Source organism: Clostridioides sp. ZZV15-6383 (genome assembly GCF_020657735.1).
GTDB lineage: Bacteria > Bacillota > Clostridia > Peptostreptococcales > Peptostreptococcaceae > Clostridioides > Clostridioides difficile_D.
The window spans coordinates 63,935-83,878 of record NZ_JAGWCV010000007.1 but is presented as its reverse complement, the minus strand read 5'-3'; the positions used below and the strand labels follow the sequence as shown (position 1 = coordinate 83,878).

The window sequence follows — 19,944 nt, the reverse complement described above, 5'->3', positions numbered from 1 at the left end:
TAATTGATAATAATATTCAATATTAAATATTAAATAATAGGAGGAGTTATGAATAAATATCTTCTAATAAATCCAGTGGCAGAAAGAATGTATGGGGAAAAGTTTCATATTATCAAAGAGAATTTGATAAAAAAAGGGTACATAATGGCTGAATGTGAACCACAATTGGAATTTGTAAAGAGGCAATACAGAGAATATGTAAAACAGACTGAAAATACAATGTTGGATTGTAGATGTCCAGAAAGTATAAATCTTTTAAAAAGAAATAATTTGATAGATAGTTTTGAAGTACCTATGATAGAGCCAATACTAGTAAGGACTTGTAGAGTTTTATACGATAAATATATAAAAAGTAAAGATGATATGTTGATAGCAACCTGTCCATGTACACAATTAAGGGATTTTGCAAGTGAAAAATTCAAGGATAAGAGTAATGCTATATTTTATACATGGAAAGAGTTTGCTGAACAAGAAGGTATAAAATCACTTGGAAAAATAGATGAATCTCCAATTCCATTAGGATATTTCAAAGACACTTTTGAAAAAGTTCTTGAAGTATCTAGTGAAGATGAAATATTAAGTGAGATACAAAAAATAAGAAATGACTCTGAAACTAAGTATGATATAGTAGAAATGTTTTATTGTAAAGATGGATGTAATAATGGAGATGGTTTATAAATGGTCAATAATTTTAATAATAAGTTTTTAAGTCTAGTAAAAAGTGTTTTGATATTTTTCGTAATTATTGTATTATGGAAAATTACAAATTATCTTGGTATTTGGAGTGACTATATATTACCATCGCCTGAAAAGGTGTATAGTACATTTTTAAATATGATAAGTGATGGTTCAATATTTATACAAGCTTTAGCTGCTGGAGAAATAGATTTTTTACATGCATTAGGTGGTACATCAGCCTTGATAGCTGCGTCTAATGGAGTGGAGTTAAAGATATTAAATACTTATAGTAGGTCACCAAAAGGATTTATGATTTTGACGAATAATGATTCAATAAAATCAGCAGCAGATTTAGCAGGTAAGAAAGTAGCAGGACCAAAAGGGACTATATTACATCAGGTACTAATTGCAGCACTTGATAAAGAAGGATTAAGTATGGATGATGTGGAATTTGTTAATATGGGTATTCCAGAGGCATCAGTAGCTCTTTCTGATGGTAGTGTAGATGCTGCATTGATTGCTGGACCAGCAGCTCTTAAAGCTATGAAGTCAGATAGTAAACTTGTAGCAAATGGTGAAGGTTTAGTAGATGGTATAATAGTAACTGCTGTTAGTACAGATTTTGCTGAGAAACATCCAGAAATAGTTGAAAGATTTATGAAGGTTGAAAAAGAAACTTTAGAATATGTAAATAGTAATTTTGATGAGGCTATGGAAAAAGTAGCCAAAGAAGTTGATTTAAGCCTTGAAGAAACTAAGGAGCTATATACTTGGTATGATTTTAGTTTGGATATAACAGATAAAGACATATCTTCTCTTGAAGATACACAAGACTTCTTAATAAAAAATAAGTTACAAGAGAAAAAATTAAACATAAAAGAATTAATATATAATACTAAGTAGAAATTATGCTAAAATAATACTAAGTAAAAAATATGATAAAAGTTTAAGTTACCTTATTAAGGTAACTTTTTCTATTTTAAGTTAGTAATTTGAATCTATTTTAGAATGATTAGTTGATAATAAAAGAATACCTTTTAAAGAATTTTATTAAGATTTCTAATAATATAGTTGTGCCTGTTAAGTCAGCAATTGTAAAGTTAGTAATATGATTAACTTACATATTAAGTAAGAAGATTAGGATATATTAAAATCAACTGTTGCATGATAAGTAAAAAGGGATATTAGGAGGGATTATATGAGTTATAAAGTATATATTGTGGAAGATGATATATCAATAAGTACATTACTCAAAGATTATATTGAGAAATATGGATTTGAAGTGATTGTCGAAGAAAACTTTGATAATATAATGATTACATTTGAAAGTTTTAAGCCAGACTTAGTGCTATTAGATGTGAATTTACCTAAGTTTGATGGTTTCTACTGGTGTAGATGCATTAGACAAAAGTCGAATTTGCCTATAATTTTTATATCAGCTAGAGATGGTAGTGTAGACCAGATTAGAGCTTTAGAAAGTGGAGCTGATGATTATATAACGAAGCCTTTTTATTATGATGTAGTAATGGCAAAGATAAAGAGTCATATAAGAAGGGTATATGGTGAATATTCACCTAAAATAGATGAAAGAATAGTGGAATTAGATGGATTAAGGTTTTATCCAGAAAGGTTGGAACTAGAACTACATGGTAAGAATCTAATTATAACTAAAAAAGAAGGTATATTGATTGAATGTCTTATCAAAAGATACCCAAAGGTAGTAAGTAGAGATTATCTCTTAGAAAAGATATGGGATGATATTGAATTTGTAGAAGAAAATACTTTAAATGTGAATGTTAGCAGGATAAGAAAAAGATTTGAGGAATTAGGTATAGATAATGCTGTTCAGACTGTACGGGGGTTAGGATATAAATTAAATAAAAATTGGTAAGGAGAAAGTATGAAATTTTTTTTAAAAGATTGTAAAGGTTATATTTTTGTATATTATATAGGGATAATTATGACAATTATTTACTGTAATCTTATGAAATTTATTAGTTTTGGAGAAAGTTTATATATTCTTTTATTTAGTTCTTTTATATTGTTATGTTTTTTAATATATAAATACTATAAAAATAGAGAAGTATATAATCTGTTTGAAAAAGGCATACATTCTTTGGAGGAATCATTTTTATATTTAGGAAATTCTTTCTTGGGGAGAAGTATATCAGTTATTTTAAAACAACAACATAAATTGTATCAATCAATGATACAAGAACATAAAAAGATACATAGTGAACATTTAACTTTCATCAACCAGTGGATTCATCAGATGAAAACACCAATATCAGTTATAAGTCTTCAGCTTCAAGAGTATGATGGAGAAGAAGTGACTGAAAATATAAGAGAAGAGATAGATAGATTAAATAAAGGTCTAGATATGGCCATGCATTTTGCAAGGGCAGATAATTTTCAGAAAGACTTTGTGGTTAAGAAAGCCAAATTGAATGAAATTGTATCTGGTATTGTAAATGAAGAAAAGAGGTTATTTATAAAAAATGGAATGATTCCTAAGATTCAAATAGACAAATTTACTTATGTTTATACAGATATAAAATGGATGAAATTTATAATAAGTCAATTGATTACAAATGGGGTGAAATATTCTAAAGGTTATAGTAACTATCTAACCATAAAATCTGAAGAAAATAATAAATATGTAGTTTTAAGCATAATAGATGAAGGGATTGGGATTGTTTCTAAAGATATAAAAAGAGTATTTGACCCATTTTTTACAGGGGAAAATGGTCGTAAGTTTGGAGAGTCTACAGGTATGGGACTTTATCTAGTAAAAAAAGTATGTGATGATTTAGGTCATAAAGTCAGTATAAAATCAGAAATAGGAAAAGGTACAGAAGTTTCAATAATCTTTAATAAAGACGATGTAAATCATCTGTTACAATAAGTTCTTAATTGATTATACTTTTTTATTAATTTATATATTATTTATTGAATGAGATATTTATAGTTAGATAATCTAATTTTAAGAGAATTTATTTACAAACCTTACATAGATGTAAGGTTTGTGTAATATTTGAAGATAGTTAAATTTTCTAATCTAAATTACAATTAATATAAGAAATAACATAAGAGAAATAACATAAAAAAATAAATTTTGTAAAAAAGAAAGGATGTTTATTGATGAGTTTGGATGTTATTTTTATATTGAAATCAATCATAATAGCTATAGTAGAGGGGCTTACGGAATTTATTCCAGTTTCATCTACTGGTCATATGATTTTGGTTGGAAATTTAATAGATTTTAAGGGGCAATTTGCTGAAATGTTTGAGGTTGTAATACAACTTGGAGCTATATTAGCAGTAGTGGTACTTTATTGGAAAAAGATAAAAGATAGTGTTATAGAATTTTTTAAGTTTATATTTACTGGAGGAAAAGAAGGAAAGACTGGTTTTGGATTTGGAATAAATGTAATTATAGGTTGTATACCATTTGCGATTGTAGGAGTTCTATTTTACGATAATATAAAATCATTGTTTAATTTACAATCTGTAATTATAGGATTTATAGTTGGTGGAATTTTATTACTAGTAGTAGAAACTTTGTTTAGAAAAAAGAATCATTCTACAGATAATATAGATAAAATTACTCCAGTACAAGCCTTGAAGGTTGGTACATTACAAGTTTTATCTGCATGGCCAGGTATGTCAAGAAGTGCATCTACTATTATGGGTGGATGGATAGCAGGACTTAATTCTCCTATAGCAGCTGAGTTTTCTTTCTTTTTAGCTGTACCAGCGATGGTTGCTTCTTCAGGAAAGGATTTATTTGAATTTGATTACTCAATAATGACACCAACATTGTGGATTGCTTTAGTAGTTGGATTTATAGTAGCTTTTATTGTATCAATAATAGTTATGGAAAAATTTGTGGAGTTTTTAAAGAAAAAACCAATGAGAGTATTTGCTATATATAGAATAATTATGGGTATAGTACTTGCTGTATTAGCTTTTACTAACATAATTAGTATATAGATTAAAATGTATTTATTATCTACAAAAACTAGCTAACTAATATAAATAATAATTAACAGTTAGATATATATGTTATTTCAAAAATTAGATTAGGAAGGATAGTTAAATAATGAAAATTTTAACTGTAAATAATTTAAGTAAAGTATATGGTAAGAAAATAATTTTTAACGCATTAAATGATATAAATTTTAGTATAGAGGATGGAGAATTTGTAGGAATTATGGGTCCATCTGGTAGTGGAAAAACTACTCTTTTAAATATGATTTCTACTATTGACAAACCAACTACAGGAACTATGGAACTAAAAGGAAAGAATCCTTTATTGTTAAAAGGTGAAGAACTTGCATTGTTCAGAAGAAGAGAGTTAGGTTTTGTATTTCAGGATTTTAATTTACTGGATACATTAACCATAGGAGAAAATATAGTATTGCCATTGACATTAGATAAGGTCAGTGTAAAAGAGCAAGATGAGAGATTGAATGAAGTATCTAAAATTTTAGGAATAAAAGATTTATTAGAAAAAAGAACTTTTGAAGTTTCAGGTGGTCAAGCTCAGAGGACTGCTATTGCTAGAGCATTAATTAACAAACCATCAATACTTTTAGCAGATGAACCAACAGGTAATTTAGATTCAAAGTCGTCAAAGACTGTAATGGAGCTATTTCAAAAGATAAATAAAGAAAATAAGGTTACTACTATGATGGTAACTCATGACCCATTAGCAGCAAGCTATTGTAGTAGAATTTTATTCATAAAAGATGGAGCTATATATAATGAAATATACAAGGGAAGTAGTAGAGAGCAGTTTTATCAAGAGATAATGGATATACTTACATTATTGGGAGGAGATAATTAATGAATATAAAACAGTTTGCTATTAATAATATTTCAAGGAATATTAAAGCATATTTAGGATATTTAGCAAGTATTATTATATCATCTTCACTACTATTTTCTTTTATCATGTTTACAAGTCATCCAAATTTAGATATATCTCAATTTCCTGATTATTTAAAAGAGGGACTTAAGATGAGTAAGATAATTGCATATTTATTTTTATTTTTCTTTGTATTTTATTCAGTTAGTGTATTTCTTAAAAGCAGATATAAAGAATTTGGAATACTTTATATTACAGGTATATCAAAACGACAAGTAATGAAGTTAATCTTTATAGAAAATATGATAATAAATATAGTATCTTCTGTAATTGGAATAATAATAGGTTTAATCTTTGCAAAGATATTTTTAGTGATTATGTCTACTTTTTTAGAATTATCACCATTAAAATTCTATATACCATTAAATGCAATATTGTCTACTTTAATTTACTTTATGGTTTTAGCTATACTAACATCAATATTTACTTCTTTTATAGTTAAGGAAAATCAGGTGCTGAAGTTACTTAAAGGTACAAAAACTCCAAAACCAGAGCGTAAAACATCACTGATGCTTGCTATATTAAGTATTTGCCTGTTTATAATAGCGTATTATAATGCTGTTACATCAACTGACCAATATACAACATATCTACGCTTAGTTCCAGTTACATCTCTTACTATAGTAGCAACTTATTTATTCTTTTCTCAATTTAGTGTATTTTTTATAAAAAAGTTAAAATTAAATAAGAGATTTTATAGAAAAAATACAAACATGCTTTGGATTTCAAACTTAATTTATAAAGTAAAGGACAATGCTAGAATATTTTTCTTGATAACTATAACTTCTACAGTAGCATTTACTGCTATAGGTACAGTTTATTCTTTTTGGAAAGATGTAAATCGTCAAATTAATTTAATATATCCTAACACAATATATTATTCAACGATGACCTTGCATAATGACCCTAAGAAGCCTGATAGCAAAGAAAAAGATAAGGAAAGAATGAGATTTATAGAAACTAAGCTAAAAAAAGAAAATATAGACTATACAAGAATTAATGGTGAATTTAAAACTGTATTTCCTAAGAAAAGTAATTTTAATGTCAGAATTATGAAAGAATCTAAGTACCTAGAGATAACAGAGGCTATAGGGGTTAAGCCTATAAGTTTTGAAGATAATGAATCTATATCATTATTATCATCAAGTTTACCAGGCAATAAGAAAGTCAAAGAAAATGTTATTGTAGGAAATAGGAGTCTAAAGGTGGCAAAACAAGTAGAAGAATGTGTTATGCCAGCATATTATAAAAATATGTATGTGGTAAAAGATAATTTTTATGATAGTATAGAATCAAAATTTATAGTGGATAGATTTACTGCATTTGAAGTAGAGGATTCAAGTAAAACTATAGAGATATGTAGACAATTTGAGAATAAATTTAATAATGAGTCTGGGATGCAGCCATATTTGTTTTTCTCTAAAGACTTAATGATAGAAACTGGGAAATTAATGTATTCTACATTTATATTTTTAGCAATATTTATAGGTTTAATTTTCTTTGTTACTACAAGTAGCTTCTTATATAATAAGTTTTATATGGATTGTCAAGTTGATAAGAAAAAGTATGAGCAGTTAAATAAATTGGGGATGACATATAATGAGATTAAAAAGGCTTCAACGATTGAGATTGGAATAGTATTTTTGTTACCTTATGTAGTGGCTGTTATACATTCTATATTTGCACTTACTGCACTGAAGAATTCTTTTGATATAGAAGTGGCATCATCAGCTGTTTTGGTAATGGGAAGCTTGTTCTTGGTTCAAATAGTTTATTTTTTAATTGTAAGAAATAATTATTTAAAAGAGATAAAATTAAATTTAGTTAATTATTAGGAAATATTATTGACTAATAAAAAATATTTAAAATTAATCGATATTACTGGAATTATAAATATTTATTTTTTCAGTAATATTTTTTATTGTATTAATTATTAAGATTTTATATTAATATGTCATAATAAGTATCTAAATAGTAAAAAAATTCTATTTATATAAAATATAAAAAGGTTATGAGTATATATTTGTAGAAATAAATAAGATATTAATTAATATTATTAGGAGGTGTTATTCATTAGTAAAGTAGCTAATACAATAAGAATGATGATATTAATTCAAAGTAGAGGAAAAATGAAGTGTAAAGAGCTAGCAGAAGAGTTGGAAGTAAGTGAAAGGCAAATAAAAAGTTATAAGATGCATCTAGAGCAAGCTGGTATATTTATAAATTCAACACCTGGGATTTATGGTGGTTACGAAATCGATAAATGTAATAGTATCTCATTAATTAAATTATTAGATAGTGAAGTTTCAATTTTAGATATGATAAATTCACAGCTAGAGTACAATAATGATATTTACAAAAATGAATTTAATAGTATTGTAGAAAAAATAAAAGCAGTATTAAATACAGGAGAAAAAAGCGATACATATATGGATTATTTCACAGTGCAAGCACAACGTAGTTGTGATTATGCGTCTGAAAAAAATAAGTGTAATGAAATAACTAGAGCATATACAACAAAGCGTAAACTTTGGATAGAATATTATTCATTGAATTCAGGCAATAGTGAAAGAATTGTTCATCCATATGGTTTGTTTAATTATAAGTCAGATACTTATATGGTGGCTTTTTGTGAAAAAAGATTTAAGTTTATAGATTTTAAATTATGTAGAATTAAAAATTATAAGGTTTTAGAAGAAAAGTACAATGTAGATAAAAGTTTTAATTGGGATGAATACAGTAAAAATAGTATAGGAATTTATAAGGGAGAAGAGTTTAATGTTGTTATAAAAATTAGACATCCATTTTCAATAATTATAAAGGAGAAAGTTTGGGTTAATAATCAACAAATTATAGAGTATGATGATAAGTCTATACTTTTTAAAGCTAAAATGAGAGGTTATGAGGAGATAAAAAGTTGGATTTTAAGTATGGGAGCTTATGTTGAGGTTGTAGAACCAAATATACTTAGAAACGATATATTGTCAGAGATTGAAAAAATGAAAAAAATTTACTAATTTTTTCAAATAATTTATACTTGGACCCATATACTTCACGGTCTAGTGTTAATATATTAATTGAGAGAGGTGATATTATGAAAATGAAAATTGAATTTAGCACAGATTGTATACCAATATCTTATAATTCACTCTTTATGAGTATTATAAAAGAAGCAATAAGAAAATCTAATGAAGATTACTATAAAAACATGTACTATTATAATGAAAAACATAATAAAAAAACTAAAAATTTCACATTTTCAGTTTATATAAAAAAATATAGTATTGAAGGTGACAATTTTATTATCAAAGATAAAGTAATACTAAATATAAGTACTCCAGATTTAGAATTAGGTTTTCATATATATAATGGATTAATGACTTCTAAAAAATGTTTATATAAAGACTATGAACTTACAAGGATTAGAATAGATTTATTAAGAGAAAAGAAGATAACAGAAGAGATGGTACTATTCAATGCGTTATCTCCAATCTGTATAAAGTCTAAAGAAGGAAAATTCTTAGATATAAGTGATGATAGATATATAGAAGAGTTAAACTATATAACTAATGAAGTTGTCAAAAACTATAGGGGAAATGGTCTAAAAAGAAAATTAGAGTTTGAAAATATAGCTCTTAAGAAAGTAGTAGTTAAAGAGAGCTTAAGAGAGTTTAAAAAAATAACAGGTAAAGAATATCAATATATTAATGGCTACAAAGGCAGATTTATATTGAAAGGTGATATTGACGATTTAAATCTTATCTACAATTTAGGTTTGGGCTTTAGACGAGCTCAAGGATTTGGGGATGTAGATGTTTTGGAATGGAGGTGAGATAAATGAAATTAAGAGTTTATAGAGGAGACTGGTTCTTTAATATGGGTATGGTTGGATTTTTAAATATAGTAAAGAAAGCAGATATAGAAGAAAAAATATTTATTATGGAAGACTATATCGAATTTGATAGTTCATTTCTTGAAAACTTTCATGAGTATTATTTTAATTACTTCATGGATGAATATGATGTATCAAAAAGGATTAGGAAGAGTGTTGATTACAGTATAAATTTTATTAAATCTAAACCTGATAAAATTAAAGATGGAATTAAGAAAATTAAGGATAATATAAAACAGCAAAATGATAAGGTCAAAAAATTTGATGAAGAAAAATTTAACTTGATAAAAGAAAAGTTAGATAGCATGTCTAAAATAAAAAGTTATGATGAATTTGAGATATTAGAAACTTTAGTAGATGAGATTGTAGACATATTTAAAATAAAATCAATAAATGACAGACTTACAGCCAATCTTTATAAATATGTAGTTCAAGATAATTATTTTGGACAAGTTAGTTTTTTAAATGTTGCTAAGGCTAAGTTAGATTTAGATGGATTAAAAGAAGTAATGTTTAATGATTATTTAAGACAAATTATATATTTTGGAGAGTTAGAAGATTTATTAGAAGAGAATGACTGTGATAAGTTGAAAAACTATTTGAATGATAGATTGGATAGTATATCTAAAGATGTAAGTGAAAAAAAAGTTAGTAAGTCTAGTGTAAATACTATAGAAAAAATTATGAAGGAAATAAATAAAAACTTTATAAAGAAAAATAAAAGTATTGAAGATATAAAAGAGTATATGGATAGTTTAGAAGTATGTGAAATGTGTGGTTTATATAAAGGAATATTAGATGAATACTCAGAAAGTAATTTTGCTCCACTTGGAGTAAGTACCAATAATGCTAGGAATATGTTTTGGAATCAGGAGTATACATCATCAATATGTGATGTTTGTAAGCTTATATTATTCTGTACTCCAGCAGGGGCTACTTATACAAGAAAGAATTATTTATCTAATGAAGAGAATGAGTTTTATTTATTTGTTAACATGGATACTTCTATAAATGAGCTTTTTGAAAGAAACAATAGTTTAAAAGCTCAAAAAAGTGAGTCTTCAGATTCCAAAGATGAAAATCCTTTTAATAAACTTATAAGAGGTATAGTAGAAGAAAATAAATTAAAAAGTGAATGGCAACTTCATAATATACTTTTTGTAGAATTTAAGGCAAGTATAGATTCTAAAAAATGTAAAATAAATTATTTTAATATTCCTACTTATTTAGCAAAAATTTTTACAGACGAGTATGCAAATAAAAAAATACAAAGTATCTATGATTATAAGCTTAAATCAAATGTATTAGATTTACTCTTGAAAAATAGAGACTTGAAGCATTTAACTAATAATACTTTAAGAAATAAAGTTAAGAATGATATGGAAAGCAACAACAAATCAAATATATCAGGAATAGATTGTTTTAGAGTAGTCCAATTAAGAGCATTAATAAATAGCTATAAGAAGGGGGTATATAGAATGGATAGTAAAAATTTGGAAAAGAATGATGAAAATTTGAGAATAATTTATTATTTGGGTTGTGATATACATGACCATTATGTCAATAAAAATTCTAAAAATAAAATAGATGGAGTAAGTTATAAACTTTTAAATTTAGTTAAAGTTGGAAATAAAAGTGATTTTATGGATACACTTATAAGAATTTTTATGTCAGCTGGAAAAAGGCTTCCAGCGGTTTTTTTAGATATAGAGACTGAAAAAGATTTAGACTTTGAATCTATAGGTCATGCTTTTATATCTGGATTAATTTCTGGAAAATATGAAGGAAAAGATAAACTACCAAACGAAGAGGAGGAAAAATAAGATGAAAAGAGGATTAACATTTACAGTAATAGTACAGGCTCAAAGTTTAAACTATGGTGAAGGTATAGGTAATATATCAGAATTAAAAAAACTAAGTAGAGCTGATGGAAACATCTATACATTTGCATCTCGTCAGTGTCTAAGATATGACATAGTACGATTAGCTTCGGAGTTATTTAATTGGAATTTACAAGTTGTTGATAAAGGAAAAGGTACAATTCAGTTTAAAGATAATATAAGCATAAGAGAATCAGAAGAAATGGACTTATTTGGATATATGAAAACAAATAAAAAAGATGAGAAAGATAAAAAAGGGGGTTCATTGACTAGAGAAGCCACTGTAAGATTGAGTAATGCGATTTCTCTTGAGCCATATAGAAGTGACATGGACTTTTTAAATAATAAAGGATTAGCAGATAGAATAGGAGAACACCCTAATCTTGCCAACATAGAGCAACATTTAAGTTACTATACATATACAGCGACTATAGATTTATCTAAAATAGGTAAGGATGGGGATATAGAACTTGATAATAAAGAGAAATGTAGAAGAGTAGTAGAATTTTTAGAAATAATAAAAGTATTAAATAGAAATATTAGAGGTAGACAAGAAAATTTATCTCCTCTATTTGTAGTAGGAGGAGTGTATGAAATAGCAAATCCATTTTTCTTGGGTAGAATTAAATTAAAAGGAGATAAAAATGGATTTAAAGTAAATAAGTCAGCAATAGAAGAAGTAGTTCAAGGTACTTTTTTAGGAAAAGATTTAAAAGAATTTACCTATATTGGAATGGTAGATGGGGCATTTACAAATAAAGAGGAATTTGAGGAGTTATTTGAAGATAATTTTTTAAGCGTAGATAAATTTTTTGGACAACTAGTTAAAGAAGTAAAGGAATATTATGGGGTGAATTAATATGAAGGTTTTGAAATTAGATTTATTTCAAGAAACTGCATGCTATAAAAAGCCATTTGCTATGAAGATTACAGAGACATATCCACTGCCTCCATATTCTACAGTAAATGGATTAATTCACAAAATATTAAATGCTACGGAGTATATACCATTTAATATAAGTGTACAGGGGACATATGAAAGTATATTTAATAATTATCAGACAACATATTTTTATAAAAAGGATAGTATTACATCTATGCCAATGAACAGTCATATGTTATTGAATGTAAATTTGATAATTCATATAGGTGGGGATTTTGATTTATTAAAAAAATTATATGAGAGTTTATTAAATTATAATGAGTATTTATCATTAGGTAGAAAAGAAGATTTAGTAAGAATTAATGATATTAGATTTGTAGAAGTTAATAAGTTTGAAGTAAATGCTGTGAAAGTAGAAGTAGATGATTATGAAAATCACAAATTATCAAAATATAAGATAAAACGACCTATATATATACCAAAGTCAACTTTACAAGATAAAGTAATAAATGGAATAAGCTATAGACTCAACAATTATTATAAAAATAATGCTAATAAAGATAAAAAAAGAATTTGGAACAAAATTGATAGTTATTATATTGAAAAAGGTAATAAAATAAGACGTGGATATATATTGTTAGATGCAGATGGAGATTTATTATACTTTAATAGAAAAGAAGGAGGTGAGTTTTATTGATATATGCAAAATCTAATCCAGTAGAAACATTAAGAGAACATACTGATGAGCTTTTAGAACAAAGAAATATATTAAAGTGTTGTTATGATACAAGTATAAATAAGTTGGATTTTTTAGGCAAAGAAAAATTCTGGGAATGGCTTGATTTTGTTATAGAATTTCATGATGTTGGAAAAGTATTTTCACCATTTCAAAAGCTAATAAGAAGTAGAATGGATATTGAAATAAATGAACCTGAAATAATAACTAATTTAGAGAACAATATAGGGCATAATTTTATTTCTCCTGCATTTATCAATTATGGATACTTGGATATAGAAGATGATTGGGATTTAATGGATATGCTCAATCAAGTTATTGTATATCATCATGAAAGAGATATCTTTATAGATGAAGATTTTAAAGATTTGGTACAAAAAGTATTAGATAAGGATTTAATAAATAAAGTAGATGAAATACAAAATGAATTTAATGTCAGATATCATATAAAAACTAAGAAACTTAGTAATATATATTTACAAGGTATAGAAAAAAGAATAGATAAAAATCACAAATATTATAATTTATATGTCATGTTAAAAGGAATACTACATAGATTAGACCACAGTGCTTCTGCTCATGAGGTTGTGGAGTGTAATAGTAATATGAATATAGGTGAATACACAGAAAAACATTTAATAAAAGAGTTTGGTAGTCTAAGGGAAGTTCAGGCATTTGCTAAATTGAATAGAAGCAAGAATATAATACTGATTGCATCTACAGGAATGGGAAAAACAGAAACTGCTTTAATTTGGATAGATAAAGATAAGGCATTTTTTACATTACCATTAAGAGTAAGTATAAATGCATTATTTGATAGGGCAAAAAATATAGTTGGAGTAGAAGACTCAAATGATACATTCCTAGGATTATTACATTCAACAGCAGTAGATTATCTGGAAGAAAGTAATCAGGAAAATTCAAATGAAATTGTAGATTTAGCAAAGTTGTTATCTTGTAAATTGACATTTTCTACAATAGACCAAATATTTAAATTTCCTTTTTTGTATAAAGGCTATGAAAAAGTATACTCAACATTAGCATATTCAAAGGTAGTAATAGATGAGATACAAGCATATTCGCCAGAAATAGCAGCTGTACTGGTAAAAGGTATAGAAATGATACATAAGATAGGTGGCAGATTTATGATAATGACAGCTACTATGCCAACTATATATATAGATGAACTAAAAAAAAGAGGTGTAATAGATAGTAATATAGCTATATTAACAAAAAATACAACAAAAATACGACACTGTGTAGCCATTGTAAAAAATTCAATAGATAAAAATTTAGAAAAAATAATACAAAGTGGAATGAATAAAAAAGTTTTAGTAATAGTAAATACAGTTAAAAGTGCTGTAGAAAAATATGAGTTAATAGAAGAGATAGTTAAGTCAAAAGGAATAGATATTAATGTAAATCTTCTACATTCTATGTATATACAAGAAGATAGAGCAAAGCTAGAAAAATATATAAAAGAATTTGCCAATAGTGATAGAAATGGAATTTGGATTACAACACAATTAGTAGAGGCATCCCTTGACATTGATTTTGATGAGCTTCATACAGAAAATTCAACACTTGACAGTTTATTTCAAAGATTTGGCAGATGTTATAGAAGTCGTGAGTATAAAGAAAATAGTCCAAATATATTTATATATACAGAAAAAGCTACAGGAATAGGAAGTATTTATGATGAAACAATTGTAAAAAATGGACTTGAGTTATTGAAGGCTTTTATAAATGGCAAAGAATGTGTGAAGATGGAAGAAAAATATAAGGTAGAAATGGTTAAGATACTATACTCTAAAGAAAGCTTAGAAGGTACAGCTTTTAAAAAGAGATTTACTAGTGCTTTAAATATTTTAGATACTATAACACCATATAGTTTGGGCTCTAAAGATGCACAAAATATACTTAGAAATATTGAAGGATATACAGTAATACCAGAGGATATATATAATAAAATTGAAGAAACTTTGGTAAAAGATTATAAAGTTTTGGGGAAAGAACTTACAGAGGCATATAGTAATGAAGATAGACAATTAATAAATGAAATAAAATCTAAGAGAAAAAAAGCTAGAAGAGAAATAATTAAAAAAAGTGTAAATATACCAATATATAAAGCTAAACAAAATATAGTGGATATAAATATAAAGGGTCTAGAAGATTTAAAAATACTTTTATATAAATATGATATACATGAAAATAAGCATACAAAACAGATATTTGGTAAAGGTGTGATTATAGGTAAGGAAATAGACCAATTTATTTGATTTTTATATTAACAATGTGGCTAAAATTTACTAGAGAAGGTGATTTTGTGCCAATAGATTTAGAATTATTGAAAGTTCAAGGAGTAAAGATAAATTATTATTATGTATGTAAAAGAAAGCTATGGTTATTCTCTAAAGGAATAACCATGGAACAAAATAGTAGTAGGGTTTTATCTGGAAAAATAGTACATGAAGATTCTTATAAAAGAATGAAAAATAAAGAAGTATTAATTGATGATATCTTGAAATTAGATATAATAAAGGATGAGTATGTTAAGGAAGTAAAAATAAGTTCAAAGATGAAAGAAGCAGATGAAATGCAGCTATACTATTACTTGTATTATTTAAAAAATAGTATGGGTATAGATAAAAAAGGAACCATAAATTATGTCAAGGAAAAGAAACAAGAAGAACTGATATTAACAGAGGAAAAAGAAAGAATTGTTGAAAACACACTTATAAATATAAATGAAATAAATATGAAGTTATCTCCTCCTAAAATTGAGAAAAAACCTTATTGTACAAAATGTGCTTATTATGAATTTTGCTTTGTGAAGGAGGAGTAACAATGTATAAAGACTATTATATTATAAGTAATGGTAATATAAAAAGAAAAGAAAATACGATTTACTATTATAATTTAGAAGGTGAGAAAAAAATATTACCAGTAGAACAAGTTGATGATATTCATATATATGGAGAAGTAGATTTAAACACAAAACTTATAAACTATATAAGCCAATATGGAGTTATGCTTCACTTCTATAATTATTATGGGTATTATTCAGGTACGTATTATCCAAGAAAGAAAAGTGTGTCAGGATTCAGCATAGTATGTCAATCAGCTCATTATTTAGATAAAAATGAAAGACTATATTTAGCAAAATCATTTGTAGAAAGTGCATCATACCATATTTTAAGAAATATGAGGTATTACAATGTTGATGATAGTTTAATTAATACTATAAAAGATGAACTAAATGATTTGAATGATATCAAAGAAATATCAGAACTTATGGGTAAAGAAGGTAGAATAAGAAAAACATACTATAAATCCTTTAATCAAATATTAAGAAATGATTTTGAATTTTATAAGAGAGAAAAAAGACCTCCTAAAGACCCAGTAAATGCTCTTATGTCTTTTGGAAATAGCATAATGTATACGAATGTTTTAAGTGAGATATATAAGACACAGCTTGACCCTACTATAAGCTTTTTACATGAACCATCTACAAAAAGATTTTCTTTAAGCTTAGATATTGCTGAAATTTTTAAACCTCTTATTATTGATACAATAATTTTTAGTTTAATTAATAATAAGAGAATCAATAAGAATGATTTTTCATATCAAGATAAAATTTGTTATTTAAGTGAAAAAGGAAAGAAGAAATTCTTACAAGAATTTGAAAATAAGATGCAGACAACCATAAAACATAGAAATCTAAATAGAAAAGTTTCGTATAGAATGTTTATAAGGCTAGAGTGTTACAAATTAATTAAACACTTTATAAATGATGAAAAGTATAGAGTTTTAAAGGCTTGGTGGTAAAATATGTTTGTTATTGTTACTTATGATATTGTTGAAGCAAGGTCATTAAATAGAATTAGAAAGATACTTAGAAAATATTTGACTTGGACGCAAAATTCTGTTTTTGAAGGAGATATTACTGATGGAAAGTTACATAAATGTATTTCTGAAATAGAAAACATTATTGATAATAGTGAAGATTCAATCTATGTTTATGAGATAAAAAATCCTAATTCAATTAAAAAGAAATGTTATGGTATTGATAAGTATTCTGATGAAATGTTTATATAGGTTTGCAGTGAGCGATATTTATGCTAAAATAGGTGTTAACAGTTGGAATATAATGGATTGAAGGTATATGATAACTGTTATCAATTGCACTACTGCTCGCTCACTGCAAATTTTGATGTTTTTATTGAATTATAATTGCTTGAGTGCAGTATTTTCAATGTATTCAATTACACCTATTTTGGGGTTTTATATTAACTAAGTGGTATGTAAAGTTGATACGCAATGTGGGAAAAGGAGTTTTGTATGAATGTTTTATATTAACTAAGTGGTATGTAAAGCTGCAAGTATTTCTTCTTCTCTCTCACTCAAAGTATGCGTTTTATATTAACTAAGTGGTATGTAAAGTTTTATAATTTTAGTTTTGATATAGATTTTTCACTTGGTTTTATATTAACTAAGTGGTATGTAAAGTGAGGGGTGCGTAAGCGATTGGATGTTATTTTATAGAGTTTTATATTAACTAAGTGGTATGTAAAGAATTGACTGTCAACACCTAGAGAATAACCACAAGCTTGTTTTATATTAACTAAGTGGTATGTAAAGTGCTTCAAGAGTTCTGTTTATCTTAATATATTCTCTGTTTTATATTAACTAAGTGGTATGTAAAGCTGTAAAAATATATCATATTAAAACCTCCAAACGTTGTTTTATATTAACTAAGTGGTATGTAAAGTTTTTACAGGACCATAAATATTAAATACATAATACTGGTTTTATATTAACTAAGTGGTATGTAAAGCTTTAAAAATGAGTGCTGTAAGCTTAACAAAAACAAGGTTTTATATTAACTAAGTGGTATGTAAAGCTGGAGAACTATTTATTTTATCTGGTTTGGAATCTGGGTTTTATATTAACTAAGTGGTATGTAAAGAAATTATATGACACTGTTAGAGTTAAGGAAATGGGTGTTTTATATTAACTAAGTGGTATGTAAAGGCTGGACGAGTTTGTTTTATTTTCTTATCTTCTGGGTTTTATATTAACTAAGTGGTATGTAAAGAAAACTACGAATTTGAACTAAAATACGAGGAGTATTGTTTTATATTAACTAAGTGGTATGTAAAGTTGAATGTCTACAATGATATATCTGAAAGAACAGTTTGTTTTATATTAACTAAGTGGTATGTAAAGGTATTTTAGTTTCCAAGGGTTTTACTTTCTCAAAACCGTTTTATATTAACTAAGTGGTATGTAAAGATATTAGGTTTGTTTGTAGATGGAGCACCTATTATAAATGTTTTATATTAACTAAGTGGTATGTAAAGTCAGATATAAGATTTTCTTATTCTGAAAGAGAAATATGTTTTATATTAACTAAGTGGTATGTAAAGCTTAAAGGGATAAGTGCATATGATACAGAAGATGGAGGTTTTATATTAACTAAGTGGTATGTAAAGTTTTAAAGTCTAAATGATGTCATTATTATATCATAAGTTTTATATTAACTAAGTGGTATGTAAAGCAAAATTTTCATTGCTTGTTGGTAAATAAACACCACGTTTTATATTAACTAAGTGGTATGTAAAGTTGTTCGCTTTGTTTATACTGTACTTTCAATTTATGAGTTTTATATTAACTAAGTGGTATGTAAAGAACTCTACTACAAAACCATTTTTTTCTTTATTATCTGGTTTTATATTAACTAAGTGGTATGTAAAGTATTCATGTTTATTTTTAGTATTATAAGGTTCTTTCAGTTTTATATTAACTAAGTGGTATGTAAAGATACTCACATAAATTTATTATAGCATCAACACATTTGTTTTATATTAACTAAGTGGTATGTAAAGTGCGATGTTTATCATTCCACATACGAGGATTAAATTGTTTTATATTAACTAAGTGGTATGTAAAGTTTAGAAGGCAACATATAAAAAGTAATATCCAAAAGTGTTTTATATTAACTAAGTGGTATGTAAAGAACAAATACAATAATATTTTCATTAATTGGAAATGTGCTTTATATTAACTAAGTGGTATGTAAAGCTCTTCGAGGAGCAGACTTATTTAAACAACTTTGGGGTTTTATATTAACTAAGTGGTATGTAAAGCTAACAGATTTAATACCATTAATAGAACCTAGTAAAAGTTTTATATTAACTAAGTGGTATGTAAAGACAGTATAAATGGTTTTTTATATGTGTTTGGTATAGAGTTTTATATTAACTAAGTGGTATGTAAAGGCAGTAGCACCAGCAACTATACCGGAATTAGCAGAAGTGTTTTATATTAACTAAGTGGTATGTAAATAATATAACTTCTCTTACATTATCAATATTAACCTTAGGTTTTATATTAACCAAATCATACCTAAAGAAAATACACTTACCTATAAATATGATAAAAATCAACACAAAAATGAGGTGAAACAAAATTTATGATAAGGAAATCAAACAACAAAGACATAAATAAAATCATGGAAATATGGGAAGAAAGCACAATAAAAGCACATGACTTTATAAGTAAAGAATACTGGAAAAATAACTATAATACTGTCAAAAACGAATATATACCTATATCAGATACATTTGTATATGATGATGAAGATGAAATAAAAGGATTTATAAGTATAATAGATAAAAGCTTTATAGGAGCTTTATTTATAAACCCCAAATACCAAAATCTAGGTATAGGAGGTAAACTTTTAGATTATGTAACTAAAAAATATAAAAAGCTAAGCTTAGCAGTGTACAAAGATAATAAAAAAGCAGTTATATTTTACAATAAAAAAGGTTTTAATATATTAAAAGAGCAAGTACAAGTAAATGAAGACTCCGGATTTAAAGAATACATAATGGAATATAGTAAATAACATGAGTATATTCTATTAAAAAGATAATTAAGTAT

General features: G+C 26.1%; 17 protein-coding genes and 1 CRISPR repeat array. All 17 genes read left to right on the top strand.

Features of this window, described 5'->3' with window-relative positions; all coding sequences use genetic code 11:
• Nucleotides 1-48: 48 nt before the first annotated feature.
• Nucleotides 49-678 (top strand): hypothetical protein, encoded by a 630-nt coding sequence (locus tag KGF42_RS04680; RefSeq protein WP_227823251.1) that lies wholly within the window; start codon nt 49-51, stop codon nt 676-678.
• Nucleotides 679-1,581 carry an ABC transporter substrate-binding protein gene (locus tag KGF42_RS04675; RefSeq protein WP_227825872.1) on the top strand — a complete coding sequence of 301 codons (903 nt, stop codon included), beginning with the start codon at nt 679-681 and terminating at the stop codon, nt 1,579-1,581. It abuts the gene before it with no gap.
• A 295-nt stretch (nt 1,582-1,876) separates the two neighbouring features.
• Entirely contained in the window at nt 1,877-2,569 is a 693-nt protein-coding gene (locus tag KGF42_RS04670; protein ID WP_054274900.1) for a response regulator transcription factor, read from the top strand.
• Between the two features lie 9 nt (nt 2,570-2,578).
• Entirely contained in the window at nt 2,579-3,583 is a 1,005-nt protein-coding gene (locus KGF42_RS04665) for a HAMP domain-containing histidine kinase (protein ID WP_227825871.1), read from the top strand.
• A 236-nt stretch (nt 3,584-3,819) separates the two neighbouring features.
• On the top strand, nt 3,820-4,671 hold the full coding sequence (locus tag KGF42_RS04660) for an undecaprenyl-diphosphate phosphatase (RefSeq protein WP_227825870.1): 852 nt from the start codon (nt 3,820-3,822) through the stop codon (nt 4,669-4,671).
• A gap of 109 nt (nt 4,672-4,780) precedes the next feature.
• Nucleotides 4,781-5,527 (top strand): ABC transporter ATP-binding protein, encoded by a 747-nt coding sequence (locus KGF42_RS04655; RefSeq protein WP_054274897.1) that lies wholly within the window; start codon nt 4,781-4,783, stop codon nt 5,525-5,527.
• The gene (locus tag KGF42_RS04650) at nt 5,527-7,443 is read left to right on the top strand and encodes an ABC transporter permease (RefSeq protein ID WP_227825869.1); all 1,917 of its coding nucleotides are present in this window, start codon (nt 5,527-5,529) and stop codon (nt 7,441-7,443) included. The genes KGF42_RS04655 and KGF42_RS04650 overlap by 1 nt, the downstream gene beginning before the upstream one ends.
• Before the next feature lie 264 nt (nt 7,444-7,707).
• Nucleotides 7,708-8,625, top strand: coding sequence for a transcriptional regulator (locus KGF42_RS04645; protein ID WP_227825868.1), 918 nt, complete (start codon nt 7,708-7,710; stop codon nt 8,623-8,625).
• A 77-nt stretch (nt 8,626-8,702) separates the two neighbouring features.
• Nucleotides 8,703-9,440, top strand: coding sequence for a CRISPR-associated endoribonuclease Cas6 (gene cas6 / locus KGF42_RS04640; RefSeq protein WP_107595687.1), 738 nt, complete (start codon nt 8,703-8,705; stop codon nt 9,438-9,440).
• 5 nt (nt 9,441-9,445) lie between these two features.
• Nucleotides 9,446-11,323, top strand: a complete 1,878-nt coding sequence (cas8a1, locus tag KGF42_RS04635; protein ID WP_227825867.1) for a type I-B CRISPR-associated protein Cas8b1/Cst1 — start codon at nt 9,446-9,448, stop codon at nt 11,321-11,323.
• A 1-nt stretch (nt 11,324) separates the two neighbouring features.
• Nucleotides 11,325-12,239 (top strand): type I-B CRISPR-associated protein Cas7/Cst2/DevR, encoded by a 915-nt coding sequence (gene cas7i / locus KGF42_RS04630; RefSeq protein WP_107595685.1) that lies wholly within the window; start codon nt 11,325-11,327, stop codon nt 12,237-12,239.
• A gap of 1 nt (nt 12,240) precedes the next feature.
• Nucleotides 12,241-12,960 (top strand): type I-B CRISPR-associated protein Cas5b, encoded by a 720-nt coding sequence (gene cas5b, locus KGF42_RS04625; RefSeq protein WP_227825866.1) that lies wholly within the window; start codon nt 12,241-12,243, stop codon nt 12,958-12,960.
• A complete protein-coding gene (gene cas3, locus KGF42_RS04620) occupies nt 12,957-15,278 on the top strand; it encodes a CRISPR-associated helicase Cas3' (protein ID WP_227825865.1) in 2,322 nt (773 codons plus the stop codon). The genes cas5b and cas3 overlap by 4 nt, the downstream gene beginning before the upstream one ends.
• Before the next feature lie 47 nt (nt 15,279-15,325).
• A complete protein-coding gene (gene cas4, locus KGF42_RS04615; protein ID WP_413926990.1) occupies nt 15,326-15,844 on the top strand; it encodes a CRISPR-associated protein Cas4 in 519 nt (172 codons plus the stop codon).
• Between the two features lie 2 nt (nt 15,845-15,846).
• On the top strand, nt 15,847-16,827 hold the full coding sequence (gene cas1b / locus KGF42_RS04610) for a type I-B CRISPR-associated endonuclease Cas1b (protein ID WP_227823415.1): 981 nt from the start codon (nt 15,847-15,849) through the stop codon (nt 16,825-16,827).
• Between the two features lie 3 nt (nt 16,828-16,830).
• The gene (cas2, locus tag KGF42_RS04605; RefSeq protein WP_107595680.1) at nt 16,831-17,097 is read left to right on the top strand and encodes a CRISPR-associated endonuclease Cas2; all 267 of its coding nucleotides are present in this window, start codon (nt 16,831-16,833) and stop codon (nt 17,095-17,097) included.
• 183 nt (nt 17,098-17,280) lie between these two features.
• A CRISPR array of direct repeats spans nt 17,281-19,347; the repeat unit is 29 nt; unit sequence GTTTTATATTAACTAAGTGGTATGTAAAG.
• A gap of 127 nt (nt 19,348-19,474) precedes the next feature.
• Nucleotides 19,475-19,909: an N-acetyltransferase gene (locus KGF42_RS04600; protein ID WP_227825864.1), complete on the top strand. Its 435-nt coding sequence runs from the start codon at nt 19,475-19,477 to the stop codon at nt 19,907-19,909.
• Nucleotides 19,910-19,944: the final 35 nt, after the last annotated feature.